Source organism: Prevotella sp. AM34-19LB, assembly GCF_003468525.1.
Lineage (GTDB): Bacteria > Bacteroidota > Bacteroidia > Bacteroidales > Bacteroidaceae > Prevotella.
The window spans coordinates 1-16,441 of sequence record NZ_QSIG01000061.1; the positions used below are offsets into that span (position 1 = coordinate 1).

At 49.2% G+C, this 16,441-nt stretch carries 11 protein-coding genes and 2 pseudogenes; 6 read left to right on the forward strand and 7 right to left on the reverse strand.

The genetic code is table 11. From position 1 onward, the window contains the following. From DW830_RS13695 to DW830_RS13710, 4 genes and pseudogenes are all read left to right on the forward strand, one after another. Positions 1-200: pseudogene (locus tag DW830_RS13695) on the forward strand (hypothetical protein); the annotation flags it as partial. Between the two features lie 1,100 nt (positions 201-1,300). Then, entirely contained in the window at positions 1,301-1,792 is a 492-nt protein-coding gene (locus DW830_RS17155; protein WP_317125428.1) for a DUF3575 domain-containing protein, read from the forward strand. Continuing rightward, complete coding sequence (locus DW830_RS13705; protein WP_119250282.1) at positions 1,779-2,762, forward strand: DUF5119 domain-containing protein; 984 nt, start codon at positions 1,779-1,781, stop codon at positions 2,760-2,762. Before DW830_RS17155 ends, DW830_RS13705 begins: the two co-directional genes overlap by 14 nt. Positions 2,763-2,912: 150 nt before the next feature. Then, on the forward strand, positions 2,913-4,067 hold the full coding sequence (locus tag DW830_RS13710; protein WP_119250283.1) for a fimbrillin family protein: 1,155 nt from the start codon (positions 2,913-2,915) through the stop codon (positions 4,065-4,067). A gap of 132 nt (positions 4,068-4,199) precedes the next feature. Here the strand turns inward: DW830_RS13710 and DW830_RS13715 are convergent, their stop codons facing one another. From DW830_RS13715 to DW830_RS17160, 7 genes and pseudogenes are all read right to left on the reverse strand, one after another. Beyond that, entirely contained in the window at positions 4,200-5,345 is a 1,146-nt protein-coding gene (locus DW830_RS13715) for an AAA family ATPase (RefSeq protein WP_119250284.1), read from the reverse strand. Between the two features lie 530 nt (positions 5,346-5,875). After that, entirely contained in the window at positions 5,876-7,150 is a 1,275-nt protein-coding gene (gene nqrF / locus DW830_RS13720; protein WP_089542481.1) for an NADH:ubiquinone reductase (Na(+)-transporting) subunit F, read from the reverse strand. A gap of 18 nt (positions 7,151-7,168) precedes the next feature. Next, complete coding sequence (gene nqrE, locus DW830_RS13725; protein ID WP_117664010.1) at positions 7,169-7,792, reverse strand: NADH:ubiquinone reductase (Na(+)-transporting) subunit E; 624 nt, start codon at positions 7,790-7,792, stop codon at positions 7,169-7,171. Position 7,793: 1 nt separating this feature from the next. Next, positions 7,794-8,420: an NADH:ubiquinone reductase (Na(+)-transporting) subunit D gene (locus DW830_RS13730; RefSeq protein WP_118200428.1), complete on the reverse strand. Its 627-nt coding sequence runs from the start codon at positions 8,418-8,420 to the stop codon at positions 7,794-7,796. Positions 8,421-8,432: 12 nt separating this feature from the next. Next, positions 8,433-9,035 carry an FMN-binding protein gene (locus DW830_RS13735; RefSeq protein WP_089542478.1) on the reverse strand — a complete coding sequence of 201 codons (603 nt, stop codon included), beginning with the start codon at positions 9,033-9,035 and terminating at the stop codon, positions 8,433-8,435. Positions 9,036-9,053: 18 nt separating this feature from the next. Beyond that, a complete protein-coding gene (locus tag DW830_RS13740) occupies positions 9,054-10,211 on the reverse strand; it encodes an NADH:ubiquinone reductase (Na(+)-transporting) subunit B (protein WP_119250285.1) in 1,158 nt (385 codons plus the stop codon). A 27-nt stretch (positions 10,212-10,238) separates the two neighbouring features. Beyond that, a pseudogene (locus DW830_RS17160) lies at positions 10,239-11,593 on the reverse strand (Na(+)-translocating NADH-quinone reductase subunit A). A gap of 246 nt (positions 11,594-11,839) precedes the next feature. Here DW830_RS17160 and DW830_RS16735 point away from each other — a divergent pair. Both DW830_RS16735 and DW830_RS16740 read left to right on the forward strand, forming a co-directional pair. Further along, a complete protein-coding gene (locus tag DW830_RS16735) occupies positions 11,840-13,861 on the forward strand; it encodes a hypothetical protein (RefSeq protein WP_233544543.1) in 2,022 nt (673 codons plus the stop codon). Next, a complete protein-coding gene (locus DW830_RS16740) occupies positions 13,858-16,224 on the forward strand; it encodes a translocation/assembly module TamB domain-containing protein (protein ID WP_233544544.1) in 2,367 nt (788 codons plus the stop codon). The genes DW830_RS16735 and DW830_RS16740 overlap by 4 nt, the downstream gene beginning before the upstream one ends. The last annotated feature ends 217 nt before the right edge of the window (positions 16,225-16,441 follow it).

A 16,441-nucleotide genomic window follows, 5' to 3' on the forward strand; every position in this document is an offset into this window, starting at 1 on the left:
AGGACACCGACCTGGTGAAGACCGAGAAGCAGAATGCGTTCGCCATCTCGCAGTACACCGATGTGATGACCATCGAGAAGTTTGCCAAGCACATCACTTCTCACGGCAGCGTATATTCCAGAGCCGACATCAGCGCCATCCTCTACATTATACAAGAGGGCTTAATTTGTTCGGAAACAATAAACAATCACAAGTTGTAAATAGCATAACCCGCACAAAATAGCATTATTAGAAACATTTCAATTGCAAACTCCACATATCATTTTTCAGCCATACATATTTATATATAGATGAAACAATTACAATTTTATCACGATTAAGTTTTATTAACGGACTCCCCCCCCTATAATTCATTATTTTTCACTAAATTTGCAGCCGAATACAAAAGTATAGGTAAACAAGTAAAAAGATATATAAGAACAGAGTTTAAAACTCTATTGATAATAATGTGTGGATTAACAAGAAATAAGATTCTGATCATGGCTTTCATGTTCTATGGGGCAAGCCTTGCGGCTCAAAACCACCAGGACATGCAGGATTCTGTAAGGATCTATTTCAAACAGGGAAAGATAGAACTCGTTCCTACCCTGCGCAACAACCAATCGGCACTGAACAGGATAGCAGATACGATGCGCATCACTAGCGCAGACTCTGCCTATCAATTGCGAAAGATCCTCGTAGTGGGCGGTGCCTCACCCGAGGGAAGCGTGAAATTCAACCGTTGGCTGTCTGAGAAAAGAGCAAAGGTATTGTTCGATTATCTCTCCCGCTATGGTGAATTGCCCGATTCGCTAAGAACTACCCATTACTTAGGAAGAGATTGGAATGGCCTGATCAGGCTGGTGGAAAATGATCCACAACTCCCCTACCGGAAGGAAACCCTTTCCATGCTGCGCCAGATAGCCAGCGAACAGAAAAGCGGTGCCCAGGCGGAGGAGAGTCATCTGCAGAAGATACAGAAGCTGCGAGGGGGTACACCTTATTTATATATGTACAGGAAATACTTCCCGCTGCTCCGATCATCCAAGCTGCATCTATGGTACGAGAAGGTGCATCGCTCGGAGATTCCGAAAACGGAAAATCTGAATTCGGAGATTCAGAAATCGGATACCACTGCTGCAGCGTTCATCCCACCGGCAGATACCATCTGCGCCCCCGACACCCAGTCCATCGCAATGCAGAAAATCCGGAAACCCTTCTATATGGACATCCGGACCAATATGCTCTACGATGCGCTCCTGATTCCGAACATCGGAGTGGAGATGTATCTGGAAAAAACTGGTCGGTGGCTGCCAACTGGATGTACGGATGGTGGAAGACCGACCGCAGACACTGGTACTGGCGAGCCTACGGCGGTGACATCGCCATCAGAAAATGGTGGGGAAAAGCTACCAGGGAGAAACCGCTCACCGGACACCACATCGGCATCTACGGCCAGATCTTCACATACGACTTCGAAACCGGAGGACGCGGCTACATGGGCGGAAAGCCCGGAGGCACGCTCTGGGACAAGATGAACTACATCGTGGGAGCCGAATACGGCTATTCGCTGCCCATCGCCCGAAGGCTGAACATCGACTTCACCATCGGCGCCGGCTATTGGGGCGGCATCTATCACGAGTATAAGCCCGAGGCTGACTACTACGTATGGCAATCCACCAAGGAGCGCCGCTGGATAGGTCCCACCAAGGCAGAGATTTCGCTGGTATGGCTGATAGGACACGGCAATACCAACCGCAAGTTCTCAGGCAGGAAGAACAGAGAGAAAGGAGGCGGAAATGAGCAGGATTAGAATCTTCAGAGGATCTGGAATCATCCAAGCCCTCAGCCTGATGCTCTTTTTTCTGATACTCTCGTCGTGCGAGCACAAGGAATTCCGCTACGTCACCTCCTCGTTCCGCTCATTAAGGGTGGAATTCAACTGGGAGCGATATGAGGATTTTCAGAAGCCAGAAGGCATGCGAGTGATCTTCTTTCCGAAAGATGGCCGGGGCGAGCCGTGGATCTTCGATTTTCCGAACGGAGAAGGAAGGCAGATTGAGTTGCCCGAAAACGAGTATCGCGTCATCTGCTACAACTACGATACGAGCGGCATCAGTTGGGAGAATCCCAACAGCTATGTAGAGTATCTTGCCAAGACCCGCAGCGTACAGGCGCCCGACAGCACCAAGGCATGCACCACTCCCTCCTGGCTCTGCGGCGACCACATCGACCGGGTATCGCTGGAGAATATTCCAGAAGGCACGGAGAAGGTGATCACCCTGTATCCGGTGAGGATGGTGAGCCGTTACACTTACGAGGTGAATGGCATCCAGAATCTGGAAAGAGTGGCGGATATCCGAGCGAGTCTTTCGGGGATGTCAGGATCACTGCTGATGGCGGAAGACAAATTGCCCGATGGAGTTTCGGAGAATCTTCTTTTCGGAGGAGAGACTGCCAATAATCAGATCAAGGGCGGTTTCTACACCTTCGGCTACTGTCAGAGCATCGCTACGCCCCAGGTGTTCAAGCTTTATCTGAAGAGCAGGGATGGCAAGGTGTATGTCTTGGAGCAGGATGTTTCGGCACAGGTTCACTCGGTTCCCGTAAGGGGTCATATCGGTGATGTGCATCTCATCATCAATTTCAACTTCACCGTTCCGGATAATAAGAATGACGGAGGAGGCGGAGGAGGCAACGGTGGAAATAATTCCAGCGGTGGTGCTGGCTTCGATGTAGGAGTTGATGATTGGGCGGATGTGAATGAGGACATTATATGTTAAGGGTTTAGCATCCGAAAATAAAGCTTTTAATCGTAAAAGATAAAGCTTGAAATAGTTAAAGATAAAGCTATAAATAGCAAAGGATAAAACTTGAAATAGTAAAAAAATAAATTTAACAATAGTAAAAGATAAAAAAAGAACTGTAAAATTATGAAAAAGGTAATTTTTGGAACAGCATTGGCCTCTATGGCATTGCTTTCAGCATGCTCATCAGACAACGAGCTTGCAAATGTAGAAACAACAGCTAACAACGCTATCGGATTTCATGTAGTTGGTAATAAGGCGGAGACTAGAGCAAACATTATTGGCGCTGACAATATCACCAGTACCGATTTTAATGTATTTGCGTTCACTAGAAATGAAGACGGCACTGATGGTACTATTTTCATGGGAGAGAAAGCCAACCAATTGGGTCAGAAAGGCATCAAGATTGTCAATAAGTCAGGGGAATGGGATTATGCAAATGATGCTGATATTCATTATTGGCCAGCAAATACTGCACTGAATTTCTACGCTGTTAGCCCAGGATCTTTCGAAAAAGTGGAGGAAAATATGGAGATGACAAACGTTTATGGATGGAATATTAATAATAATACAAAAACCATTAGCTATAGTCCTTTAGATGAGTATGCAGGTAGAACCGACAAGAAAAACTTGGATGTAATGTATGCTATTGCTCCGAACCAGACTCAGACAAAAGAAAATGGTGGAAGAGTGAAATTCCAATTCAAGCATATTTTGTCTCAGGTTGTGTTTAAGGCTAAGACACAATTAGAAAATATGGAGGTGGAAATTAATGAAATCAAAATTCATAATCCCTGGACAAAAGGTACTTATACATTGCCTAAAACAAGTTCTGAAAAGGGCACATGGGAATTAACAGCGCCTACCGTTGGTTCAAAGTGGGGAGCATTCACCGTTGTAACGGGGAAAAAGATTACAGTTACCAGCAATGGTGCAGACATTTCTGTAGATGGCCCAATGTTGTTCGTACCACAGGAACTGACGGCATGGGATGTAAAAAAGACAAAGGCGGAAGCAGATACTGAGCATCAAGTATATTTGGAAATCACCTGCAAGATTAAGCAGGAAACAGAATACGTTTTCGGCTCAGCAACAGAATATAAGACCCTCTACGTACCATTCGGTCAAACTTGGGAGCAGGGCAAGCGCTACACCTACACCCTCATCTTCGGTGGTGGCTATGATGATCATGGCCTGCCAATCTTGCAGCCTATCAATTTCGAAGCTGTAGCTGGAAACTGGGAAGAGGCAAATGCAACAGATATCGACGTCAACAAATAATCCAATCATCTTAAAAACAATACCGGGCAGGAGCATCATCTCCTTGCCCGGTATTGTTTTTTTACTCAGCCTTAGCCACTTCGTTTTGGAGATACGAGTTAAACGAGTTTGCTAAGACATTCATAATCTTATTTATTCTTCCTCAATCTTCCAATCACTCTTGAGCATACCAATCTTAACCTCCTCATTAGGATAATCCAAAGTATAGCGATGCAGTATCGGGTTATACTTCTTAATAGTGAGGTAACCACCCTGATAGAGCATCGGAAGTGCAGAAGTCATCAGTTCCGGAAAAACATCGAAATCATCCACATCACATGATATTTTCTCAATATTCATCACGTTGACGTGATACTTCTGCAGCGTCTTGATAAGATAAGTTGGTGTGCCTGAGCCAAACCAATAAGGAGCTATCTTGCGTGCATTCAGCGCTTTCAATAGACTGAACGGATTAAAGACATCCTCTGATTTCTCACTGAAATGATAGCCGTCGTAGAATCTTGTCAGCTCTGCCAGACATTCCTCATACGTCATGCCAAGAGCTTCTCCCAATGCTGCCACATCCGGTTTCATCTGCGTGGTAAGTTCCTTCTTGCTGATGCCGCAGATAGCTGAATACTGATTATACATACTGATGTTATCGAGATTGTTGAGTTCGCTGAAGATACTGAGCTGTGCGAACTTGGTGATGCCCGTGATGAAGGTGAACTCCAGGTATGGGTCGAGCATCTTCAGAGGACTGTAGAAGTTCTGCATGATGCGACGAAGCGGCTGCAGATTCTCCTTCTCATGTACCACATCCAATAATGGGGCATCATATTCATCAATGATAACAACCACCTTTTCGCCTGTCTGCTTGTATGCTTTTTCCACCAGGTCTTTCAAACGGAGGTTGGCATCCACTAGATGCGTCTTGTATCCCCAATGCATTTCCTGCTCTTCAAGCATATCAGCCAGATATCTTTCCAGCTGCTCCACGCCCATGTGCTTGGCACCGCTCAAGTCAAAATGAAGCACTGGGTGCTTCACCCAATCCTTCTCGTAATCAGCAATGGCCAATCCCTCGAAAAGTTCCTTTCTTCCCTCGAAATAGGCATGGAGGGTTGAAGCAAAGAGCGACTTTCCGAATCGCCCTGGACGATTCAGGAAGACATACTTCATACCTTTTTCTCTGAAATCCACGATGTATTGGGTCTTATCTATATAGAGATAACCTTTCTCGCGGATTTTTTCAAAGGTCTGAATTCCTACAGGATATTTATTTACTATTTTTGCCATATTCCTATATGCTTTACGTTTTGCGCTGCTAAGTTACGAAGAAATTCCGAATTAGCCAAACGCAATTTCAATTATTTTAAGCTAAGGGAAATACATTTTGGCTATTCAGACCGAAAACACTACCCTGGCACTCCAACGTATTTACAATCTGCCCGTACCCCGCTAGGCGTCCCGCCGGATTTGAAATCCGGCGTTAAAAAAATGTCCTAACCTATTTAGGCTCTGCGGATTTGCAATCCGCAGCAAAGGAGTATGCTTTCCTTTTATTGGGGGATTACAAATCCCCAGATGTTTATAGGTCGAACCTTTTTAACGACGGATTGCAAATCCGTCGGAACGCCTGGCGGGGGCAATCCACGGGGGACGCCAGGCGGGGTTCATAAAATGAAGGGCACCACCATACATTACCCCCCTAACATACTAAAACGAAATGAGCGACACCCGCAAAAAGCAGGTGCCGCTCGCCAATTGAGAAATTGACCAAAAAAAAGCTCCGAACATTTTCTGGACAATTCCCCATCTTGAAAAACTTATCCGAAATTATCGTACATGATGCTCTCAGGATCAACTCCGAGAGAATCCAGATAATCTGTTACAGTCTTGATCAGCATTGGAGGTCCGCAGAGATAGTACTCGCAATCCTCTGGTGCCTCATGATCCTTCAAGTAGGTATCACGGATGCAGTTAACAGCAAATCCCTCGTAGTACTTCACGCCCTGAGCATCTGCCACTGGGTCCTTGCGATCCAATGAAAGATGGAAGTGGAAGTTAGGGAATTCCTTCTCAAGCTCCCAGAAGTCCTCCAGGAAGAAGGCCTCACCCAATGCACGCGCTCCGTAGAAGAAGTGAAGCTCACGGTCTGTGGTGTGCAGGGTCTTGGTCATGTGCATAATCTGAGCACGCAATGGAGCCATACCGGCACCACCACCAATCCAGATCATCTCCTTGCCCGATGTGAAGTTAGGATGGAAGTCACCGTAAGGACCACTCATCATTACCTTGTCGCCTGGCTTCAATGAGAAGATGTAAGAAGAAGCGATACCTGTTGGTACGTTCTGGAATCCTACCTGTGGACGTGGCAAGAATGGAGTTGTGGCGATACGGACAGTAAGAGTGATGATATCACCCTCGTCAGGATAGTTCGCCATAGAGTAAGCACGAACGGTAGGCTCTGGGTTGTGAGCCTTGAGAGAGAAGATGTTGAACTTCTTCCATGCTCCGATGTACTCCTCGCCAATGAGATCCTTGTCGAAGTCCTTGTCGTAATCGATGCAGTCGTATGCAGGAATCTTGATCTGAGCGTAAGAACCTGGAACGAAGTCCATGTGCTCGCCTGGAGGCAGAGCCACCTTGAACTCCTTGATGAATGATGAAACGTTCTTGTTGGAGATAACCTCGCACTCCCACTCTTTCACGCCCATCACGCTCTCAGGCACCTTGATCTTCAGGTCGCCCTTCACCTTGCACTGGCATCCCAGACGCCAGTGGTCCTTAATCTGCTTGCGGGTGAAGTGAGGCTTCTCAGAATCGAGAATCTCGCCGCCGCCTTCGAGCACCTGAACCTTACACTGGCCACAGCTTGCCTTACCGCCGCAGGCAGAAGGCAGGAAGATGCCGTTCTCATTCAGCGTAGTCATCAAACTGCTGCCCTGAGGCACGTTGATGGTCTTGTCGCCATTGATTTCGATATTTACATTTCCGCTAGGGCTCAGATACTTCTTAGCCACGAGCAGGATGATAACCAGCAGGAGAATCACCACGAGGAAAACTCCGATACTAGCCAATATAAATGATGTATTACCCATATCTATAGTCCTCCTATTTTAGATTTTCAAGCCTGAGAAGCAAAGCATAGCCATTGCCATGAGGCCTACTGTGATAAATGTGATGCCGAGTCCCTGCAATGGCTTTGGCACGTCGCAATACTGCATCTTCTCGCGGATGGCTCCCATCAGGACGATGGCAAGAGTCCAACCCAGACCGGAACCTACGGCATAAACGATGCTATCCCATACAGAGGTGATAGCCTGAGTATTGGCAGGATCCATCAGGATGCGCTGCTGCATGAAGAGCGATGCACCCATGATGGCACAGTTTACGGCAATCAATGGCAGGAAGATACCCAGCGCTGCATAGAGCGATGGTGAGAACTTCTCTACAATCATCTCGACCAGCTGCACGATACCAGCGATGACGGCAATGAAGAGGATGAAGCTCAGGTAAGTGAGGTCAACACCCAGAATGCCGTCGGCGCTGAGCACCTTGGTCTGCAACAGGTAATCTACAGGCACGGTGATGAGCAACACGAAGGTTACTGCCAAACCCAGGCCCAAAGAGGTCTTCACGTTCTTGGATACTGCCAAGTATGAGCACATACCCAAGAAGTAGGCGAAGATCATGTTATCGACGAAAATCGAACGGAAAAACAAACTTATTGCGTGCTCCATCTTACTTCTCCTCCTTATAAATATAGGCACGATGTACCCAGATTACACATCCAACGAGAATCAATGCCATGGCTGGCATGGTCATCATACCGTTGTTAACATATCCGAAGTTGTAAGCTCCCTCAGGAATCAGCTGGAAACCGAGCAGAGAACCGCGGCCCAGGAACTCACGAACAGCACCCACAATCACGAGGATGAGGGCGTAACCCAAACCATTACCTACACCATCGAGGAATGAAGGCCAAGGCTTGTTCATCATAGCGAATGCCTCCAAACGACCCATCAGGATACAGTTGGTGATGATCAGACCCACGTAAACTGAGAGCTGCACGCTCACGTCGTAGGCGAAAGCCTTCAGCACCTGGCTCACGATGGTAACCAGGGCAGCAACTACCACCAGCTGAACGATGATACGGATGCGCTGAGGGATGGTGTTGCGGATGATGGAAATAATCACGTTAGAGAATGCCGTGATGATAGTAACGGCAAGTCCCATCACAATGGCTGGCTTCAACTGAGAAGTAACAGCCAGGGCACTACAGATACCAAGCACCTGCACGAGGACAGGGTTGTCGCCGTTCAGTGGCTTGATGAATGCCTCCTTATTTTGTTTACTAAATAATGCCATAATTTCGCTTAATTATTTAATGAATTTAGCAAGACCTTCCTTGAGCATGGCATCCACACCGTCGGATGTCAATGTAGCACCGGTAACGGCATCCACATTGTTAGGGTCGCCGGCAGGAGCGTCTTTCTCAACGCCCAGAGCGATGCCCTCTACTCCATCCTTGTGAATCTTCTTGCCCTGGAACTTCTGCTGCCACTTCAGGTTGTCCTTGATTTCAGCACCCAGTCCGGCTGTCTCGCCTTCGTGGTTGAAATATACGCCATAGATGGTGTTGTTGTCAGCATCCACGGCGATGAAGCCTGAAATGCCGCCCCAGAGACCCATACCCTTTACGGAATATACGGTCTTCTTCTGACCATCAATCTCGCACTCGTAATACTTCATGCCATCCTTCTCCTTCTCGTCCTTCACCACCTCTTTATATTTGGCAGCCGCAGTAGCGTTGTCAAGGTCGCGCAGGTTCAGGGAGTTCAGAATCTGCTTCTGAGTATCAAGAGCCACGTTGGCATCCTGTGTTGCCTTCAGCGAAGAAGACACGAACGCGAGCAGGAATGCCACGATTACCACGATGATAACCGAATAGATAATAGTATAGCTATTTGAATTTGTCTTCATATCTACATTCCTCCTACATTATTTAATAGCACGTTTAGCACGGCGAGAGATGTTGCTCTGAACTACACAGTAGTCGATGAGTGGAGCAAACATGTTGCCGAAGAAGATAGCGAGCATCATACCCTCTGGATAACCTGGGTTCATCACACGTACGATAACGGCGATGGCACCGATGAAAAATCCGTAGAAGTACTTACCTTTCTCTGTACGGGCTGAAGTTACAGGGTCGGTAGCCATGAATACGGCACCGAAGCAGAAACCACCCAGTACGATGTGCTCATACCAAACGATAGGTGTCATACCGAGAGCCTGGAAGATAAGCGCCATCACGATGCCGCCTGCGAATACTGAACCCATGGTCTTCCATGATGCGATGCCTGTCCAGAGAAGGATGATGGCACCGATGGCGATGGCGATGACTGAAGTCTCACCGATACAGCCAGGAATGAAACCGATGATAGAATCGCAGAGGCTAGCTGAAGGCATGCTGCCCTGAGCCAGCTGACCGAGAGGAGTAGCAGCTGTGAAGCCATCAGGCAGGGTGTTACCCAAACCGAAGATAGCGTCCTTAGCCACCCAAACCTTATCACCACTCATAGCCAATGGATATGAGAAGAAGAGGAACATACGGGCACCCACAGCCACATTGAAGATGTTCATACCCGTGCCACCGAAGATTTCCTTGCAGAAGATAACTGCGAAGGCGCACGCCAGGGCGAGCATCCACAGCGGTGTAGAGATAGGAATGATCAATGGGATGATGATACCGCTGACGAGGTAACCCTCCTGGATTTCCTCGTGCTTCCACTGAGCCCAGGCAAACTCGATGCCGAGACCCACGATGTAGCTAACCAGCAACTTAGGAAGGACTGCCAGGAATCCGAAGCCGAAGACCTCGATGAAGCTGGCAGCATCCAGTGTACCTGCAGCCTTGAAATTCTGGTATCCCACATTATACATACCGAAGAGCAATGCAGGAATCAGGGCGATTACCACAAAGCTCATGATGCGCTTCGAGTCGATGGAATCGTGGATGCTGGCTCCGCTCTTCGCTGTCGTATTAGGCACGTACAGGAAGCTCTCAAAACCGTCAAACACGCTCTCGAAGGCATGCAGCTTACCTCCCTCTTGGAAGTTAGGCTTTATCTTATTGAGATAATTTCTTAATGCACTCATTATTTTAATAATTAACAGTACTAAAAACTAAGCATTCTCCTTGCGCAGGGTGTTCAAGCCCTCACGTACTATCTTCTGCAATTCGAGCTTAGAGCTATCCACGAACTCAGCTACCGCAAAGTCCTCAGGACTAACCTCATAGATACCGAGCTGCTCCTGCTTGTCGATATCGCCTGCGATGATTGCCTTGATGAGATACTCACCGAAGATGTCCATAGGGAGAACCTGGTCGTACTCGCCGCTCATGATCATGTGGCGCTCGCCACCCTTGATGCGGGCATCGAGATTGTACTCCTTCTTCTTACCGAAGAGCCAGGAGAGATAAGAACGCGATGTAGAGAACTGGTTGGTGCGTGGAAGAATCCAGCCCAGCATCTCGTCGCAGTCGTCACCCTCTGGGATGGCTGTGATCTCTGAGGTGTGTCCTCCTACGTAATCTGCCAAGGTGGTCTTGGTACCGGTCAATGGGTTGCCATTGATCAGGCGCACGTGTGCGGTAGTCTTCAGCTGTGCTTCAACGAAAGCTGAGAATGGTGTACCTACCAACACGTTAGCGTAACCAGTCTGCTTCATCTCGCTACCAGCTACAGCCACCTTCTTGTGGAGATCAACCTTACCTGTAAGGAAGAGGCGACCGAAGAAGATTACTGATGCAGGATCTACCGTCCAAACCACTTCGCCCTTGTTTACAGGGTCGATGTTGTTCACCTGTACACCTACATTACCAGCAGGACAAGGACCATCAAACACATTGAGTTCCACGTTCTTAGCCTCGCCGAGCGCATTGCAGTGCTGCTCAACTCCAACGCCAAGATAAGTTTCGCAATCTTGCTCAAGGCTGTCAAACCTGCCTGGAAAGCTTCCTCATTGCCAGCGAGTTCTACCTCGAAATCGGCAGCGAGCGGCATGTCGCGGAGGGCAGAAACGAAGATTGCCTTAGGAGTGGTATCCGGTGTGGTGGATACAGCGTAAGGCAACTGGTTGATGTAACCGAACAATCCAGCCTCGAGCAACGCCTGCTTCACGGCTGCACCGTCCAACGACTCAACGTTTTTCTTACCAAAATCCGTAGAGGTCTGCTCAGCGTCTGCCTTCACCTTGATGCAAAGCACCTTGCGACGCTCCCCTCGCTCAATGGCGGTAACCTGACCGCTCACTGGTGAGGCAAACTTCACCTCTGGGCAAGCCTTGTTCACAAACAAGGCGTCTCCGGCATTGACATGGTCGCCCTCGCGTACAACTACCTTAGGAGTAACACCCACGAAGGCTGCAGGTACGAGTGCATACTCGCTAGCCTGTACCACAGGGATGGCTACATCCTTGGAAGCCTTACCCGTAAGGTTTATGTCCAAGCCTTTACGTAACTTAATTACATTTGCCATAACTACATTAAAAATATTATATTTAAAACTGATTTTCTGGTTTTATTTTGTGAAAACATTCAAATTATGCTGCAAAAATAGCAAAAAAAAGTAAGACGAGGAAGAAAAATCACTAAATTATTTGATAATGTAACAAAAAAGCAGTAAATTTGTGCCTAAATTTCAATACAGATTCAGATTGCAAGCGTGTTTTGACAAACACAGATTGCAAATTAACGGCAAATGCCCATTGCTGAATAACGGCAAATGCCATTGCTGAATACGGCAAATGCCCATTGCAAATTAACATTAAATATTCATAAGACTCTGAAACGATTTAAACATATCATCAGCTGTATCATCTGGACTATCTTCGCCCTTTATGTGATACTCATCGTACTGTTGCATCTGCCACCAGTACAGACCTTCCTCGGCTCTACCGTAGCCAACGCCCTCGCCCAGAAATTCGGAACAGAAGTGAGCGTGGGAAAGATCAACCTGGGTTTCTTCAACCGAATCATCATCGACGATGTGAGAATGCTCGACCAGAAAGGCGACAGCATGATCTATGCTTCACGACTCTCGGCAAAGGTGGACCTGCTGCCGCTGAAAGACGGAAAAATCTCGGTTTCATCGGCACAGCTCTTCGGTCTGAGAGCCAACATCTACAGGCAGAATGCCAAGAGCGACATGAACATCCAGTTCATGCTCGATTCGCTCGCTTCGAAGGATACCACCCAGCACAAGCCACTCGACCTGCGCATCGGAAGCGTCATCATCCGCCATGGATCCATCGCCTACAACCAGCGCGACATCGCATCGGCAGCAGGAGTATTCTCGCCTCAACACATCGGCATCAGCAATCTCTCGGCACACATCGCATTGCACCATCTCACAGACAACGATATTTATCTATCCATCAAGAAGATAGCCTTCACCGATAAATCAGGACTTCAAGTAAAGAATCTGCGATTCAAGGTGAATGCAGACAAGCATCAGGCGCGCCTGAGCGACTTCCAACTGGAACTCCCGAAGAGCCACCTGCTGCTGGAAGACCTCATCGCCACCTACCGCACAAACGAGAAGGGAAAGCTCATCAGCGAAACGCTGCAGTTTGAGGGCGGCATCAAGCCATCGCTCATCACCCTGTCGGATGTGGCTTGCTTCGCTCCTATCCTCAGAAAATGGAACGATGCCCTCTACATCGACACCCACTTCTCGGGCACCAGTACATCGGCACGCATCCACCAGCTCCACTTCAAGACCCAGAGCGGAAGCATCCTGCTCAAGGCGAATGCCAAGGCGAGCGACTGGAACCGGAAGCTGCACTGGCTCGCCAACATAGAGACCCTGAAGGTTTCTGACGAGGGCGTGGAGCAGATAGCCGCCAACCTGGGCAGCAAAGTGAAGATTCCGAAAGAGGTGCTCCGACTGGGCAACATATATTATAAAGGTGTAGCCAGCGGAAAAGGCAAGAGCCAGATAGGAACCAAGGGCGTACTGCGCACCGACGCAGGAAACGTGGAGATCGACGCCCATCAGAACGGCAAGCAGCTCTACGCCAAGGTGGATACCAAGGGCATCAACCTGGGCAAGATTCTCGACAACGCCAAACTGGGCATCATCGCCGCACATATCACCGCACAGGGCACCAAGGAACATCTCGTGGCAAAGGGCGAGATTCCGCAGTTCGACTTCAACAACTACCGATTCAGCAACATCAGGCTGGACGGCAGCTACAACAAGGGACTCATCGACGGACTCGCATCCATCGCCGACCCGAATATCAACCTGCAGGTGGCGGGCAAGTACTCCATCCCGAAGAAGCAGTATGAAGCCCAGCTCAACCTGGCGCATCTGCAACCTACCGTACTGGGCGTGAAGATGGCAGACAACACCTACACCCTGAACGACATCAGGGTGAGCGCCAAGAACGAAGGAGCAGACAGCTATCTGGACCTGGAAGCACCATTCGCCAACATCCACGTAAAGGGACAGTACGACTACGGCACCCTGGTTCAGACCATGACCAACATGCTGGCAAGCAAGCTGCCTACCCTGCCTGGCATCGGCAAGACCAGCAACAAGACAAGGAACAACTTCAGCATAGAGGCAGAAATAGCCTCTACCGAAATACTGCAGAAAATGCTGGGCGTGCCGCTCGACATCCAGCAGCCGGTGGTGATAGACGGAAACATCTCCGACCTCGACCGCTCGGTAAACCTCACGGCACAGTTGCCTGCCTTCAGCTATAACGGCAGCGACTACAGCGGCGGAGCCTGCAGATGAACACCGAGGGCGACACGCTGAAGGTGGACGCGCGCATCAAGACGGGAGCGGCGGGCAGCACAAGCCCTACCCTGCACGTAAAGGCAGCGGCAGCCGACAACACCCTGATGGCATCGCTGGGTTACAACAACCACTCCAAGAGCCTGCCTATCCACGGGGCGCTGAATGCCGAGGCGCAGTTCTACAAGAATACGGACAACGTATCTACCGCCCACGTAGATATCAAGCCATCGGTAATCCATATAGGAGAAAAGCCTTGGCAGGTGCATCCGGCTGACATCACCTACAGCAAGAACCACCTGGAGATAGAAAACTTCGAAGTAAGCCACGGCGACCAGCATGTGGCGGTGAACGGACTCGCCACCCCGAACAAGGAAGACTCCATCGTGGCGCAGCTGAAGGATGTGGATGTAGAGTATATCCTGAACCTCGTAAACTTCCACTCGGTGGATTTCTCAGGCAAGGCTTCAGGTAAGGCAATCGTGAAGAGCATCTTCAATGATCCTGATGCCTACGCAAAGCTCGACATCAAGGACTTCGAGTTCGAACACGGTCCGATGGGAATACTTCATGCCAACGTAAACTTCAACAAGGAACTGAGCCAGATTGACATCAACGCCGTGGCAGACGAGGGCGAGGAGCACCAGACGCTCATTGACGGATATGTATCGCCGAAGCGAAACTACATAGACCTGGGCATCGAAGCGCAGGGCACGAATATGAAATTCATGGAGAGCTTCTGCGGCAGTTTCATGGACAACATCCAGGCAAGGGCGAGAGGAAAGGTGAACCTGGTGGGCGACCTGAGCGACATCAACCTGGTGGGCGACATCTATGCCACCGGCAAGATGCACATGAAGCAGCTGGGCACCGAGTACAGTTTCAGGAACCTGCATGCCCACGCCATTCCGGATGACATCCTGCTGAACAATGATACCATCTTCGACCGCAACCACAACATGGCGCTCGTAAGCGGCGGTATCCATCACAAGCACCTCACCCGACTGAGCTACGACCTCACCCTGAAGGCGCACAACTTCCTGGGCTACGACACCCATGAGTTTGGCGACAACACCTTCTACGGTACCGTCTATGCCACCGGCGAGGTGGGCATCCACGGCAAGAGCGGCGAAACCATCATCGACATCGATGCAGAACCGGGACCTGGCAGCATCTTCGTATATAACGTGGCGAGCCCTGATGCCATCAGCGACAAGAGCTTCATCCACTGGCACGACATCGCTCCGGAACTGACCGACAGTCTGAAGCTGCAACAGAAGGATGCTGACGATGACATCGACTTCTCATCAGACATGCGCATCAACTTCCTGGTGAATGCCACACCTAACCTGACGCTGAAGCTGATGATGGACCCTCAGAGCGGCGACTACATCACGCTGAACGGTAATGGCGTACTAAGAGCCAACTGGTTTAACAAGGGCTCCTTCGATATGTTCGGCAACTATGTGGTGGACCACGGAGTGTATAAGCTCACGATACAGAATGTAATCAAGAAAGACTTCGAGTTTATGCCGGGCGGAACCATCGCCTTCGGTGGTAATCCATACAATGCCCCCCTGAATCTGCAGGCGAAATATACGGTGAACGGTGTTCCGCTGAGCGACCTGAGCATCGGCCGTTCGTTCAGCAGCAACAACATCCGAGTAGATTGTCTGATGAACATCACGGGCACCCCTCAATCGCCGAGCGTGGATTTCGCAATGGACCTGCCTACGGTGAACACGGATGCCAAGCAGATGATCTACTCAGTCATCAATTCGCAGGAAGAGATGAACCAGCAGGTGCTCTATCTGCTCGCCATCGGACGATTCTATGCGCAGACCAAGAACAACCAGAGCAGCGAGGATGCCGACCAGCAGAGTCAGACTTCACTGGCGATGCAGAGTTTCCTGAGCGGTACGATTTCGCAGCAGCTCAACACCGTATTATCGAATGTGGTAAAGAGCAACAACTGGAATTTCGGTGCCAACATCTCTACGGGCGATGAAGGCTTCAACAATGCAGAGTACGAAGGAATCCTGAGCGGAAGGCTGCTCAACAACCGTCTGCTCTTCAACGGTCAGTTTGGCTATCGCGACAATGCGAATGCCACGCAGAGTTTCATCGGCGACTTCGATCTCCGTTATCTCATCTTCCCGAACGGCAATCTCGCCGTGCGCATGTATAACCAGACCAACGACCGCTATTTCACCAGAAACAGTCTCAACACGCAAGGTCTCGGTCTGATCATGAAAAAGGATTTCAACGGCTGGCGCGACCTCTTCGGAATCAAGAAAAAGAAGAAAGAGGTGAAGAAAGTGGTGAAGAAGAAAAGCGGGAGCAAGAGAGCAAGAAGCAAGTAATGTAAAAAGACGGAAGCAAATAAAGCTGAAGACGGAAGCAAATAAAGCTGAAGACGGAAGCAAATAAAGCTGAAGACGGAAGCTTCTGTCATCCCCCAACGCCCTGAAAGGGCAGAAGCTCCTAGCCCAGGGCAACGCCCTGGGTATAGCATCAGGCAGCAATGCGCCCTGTAAGGGCAAAAGCTTTATAATCACTAGGTTTTTGAAGCTTTTGTCC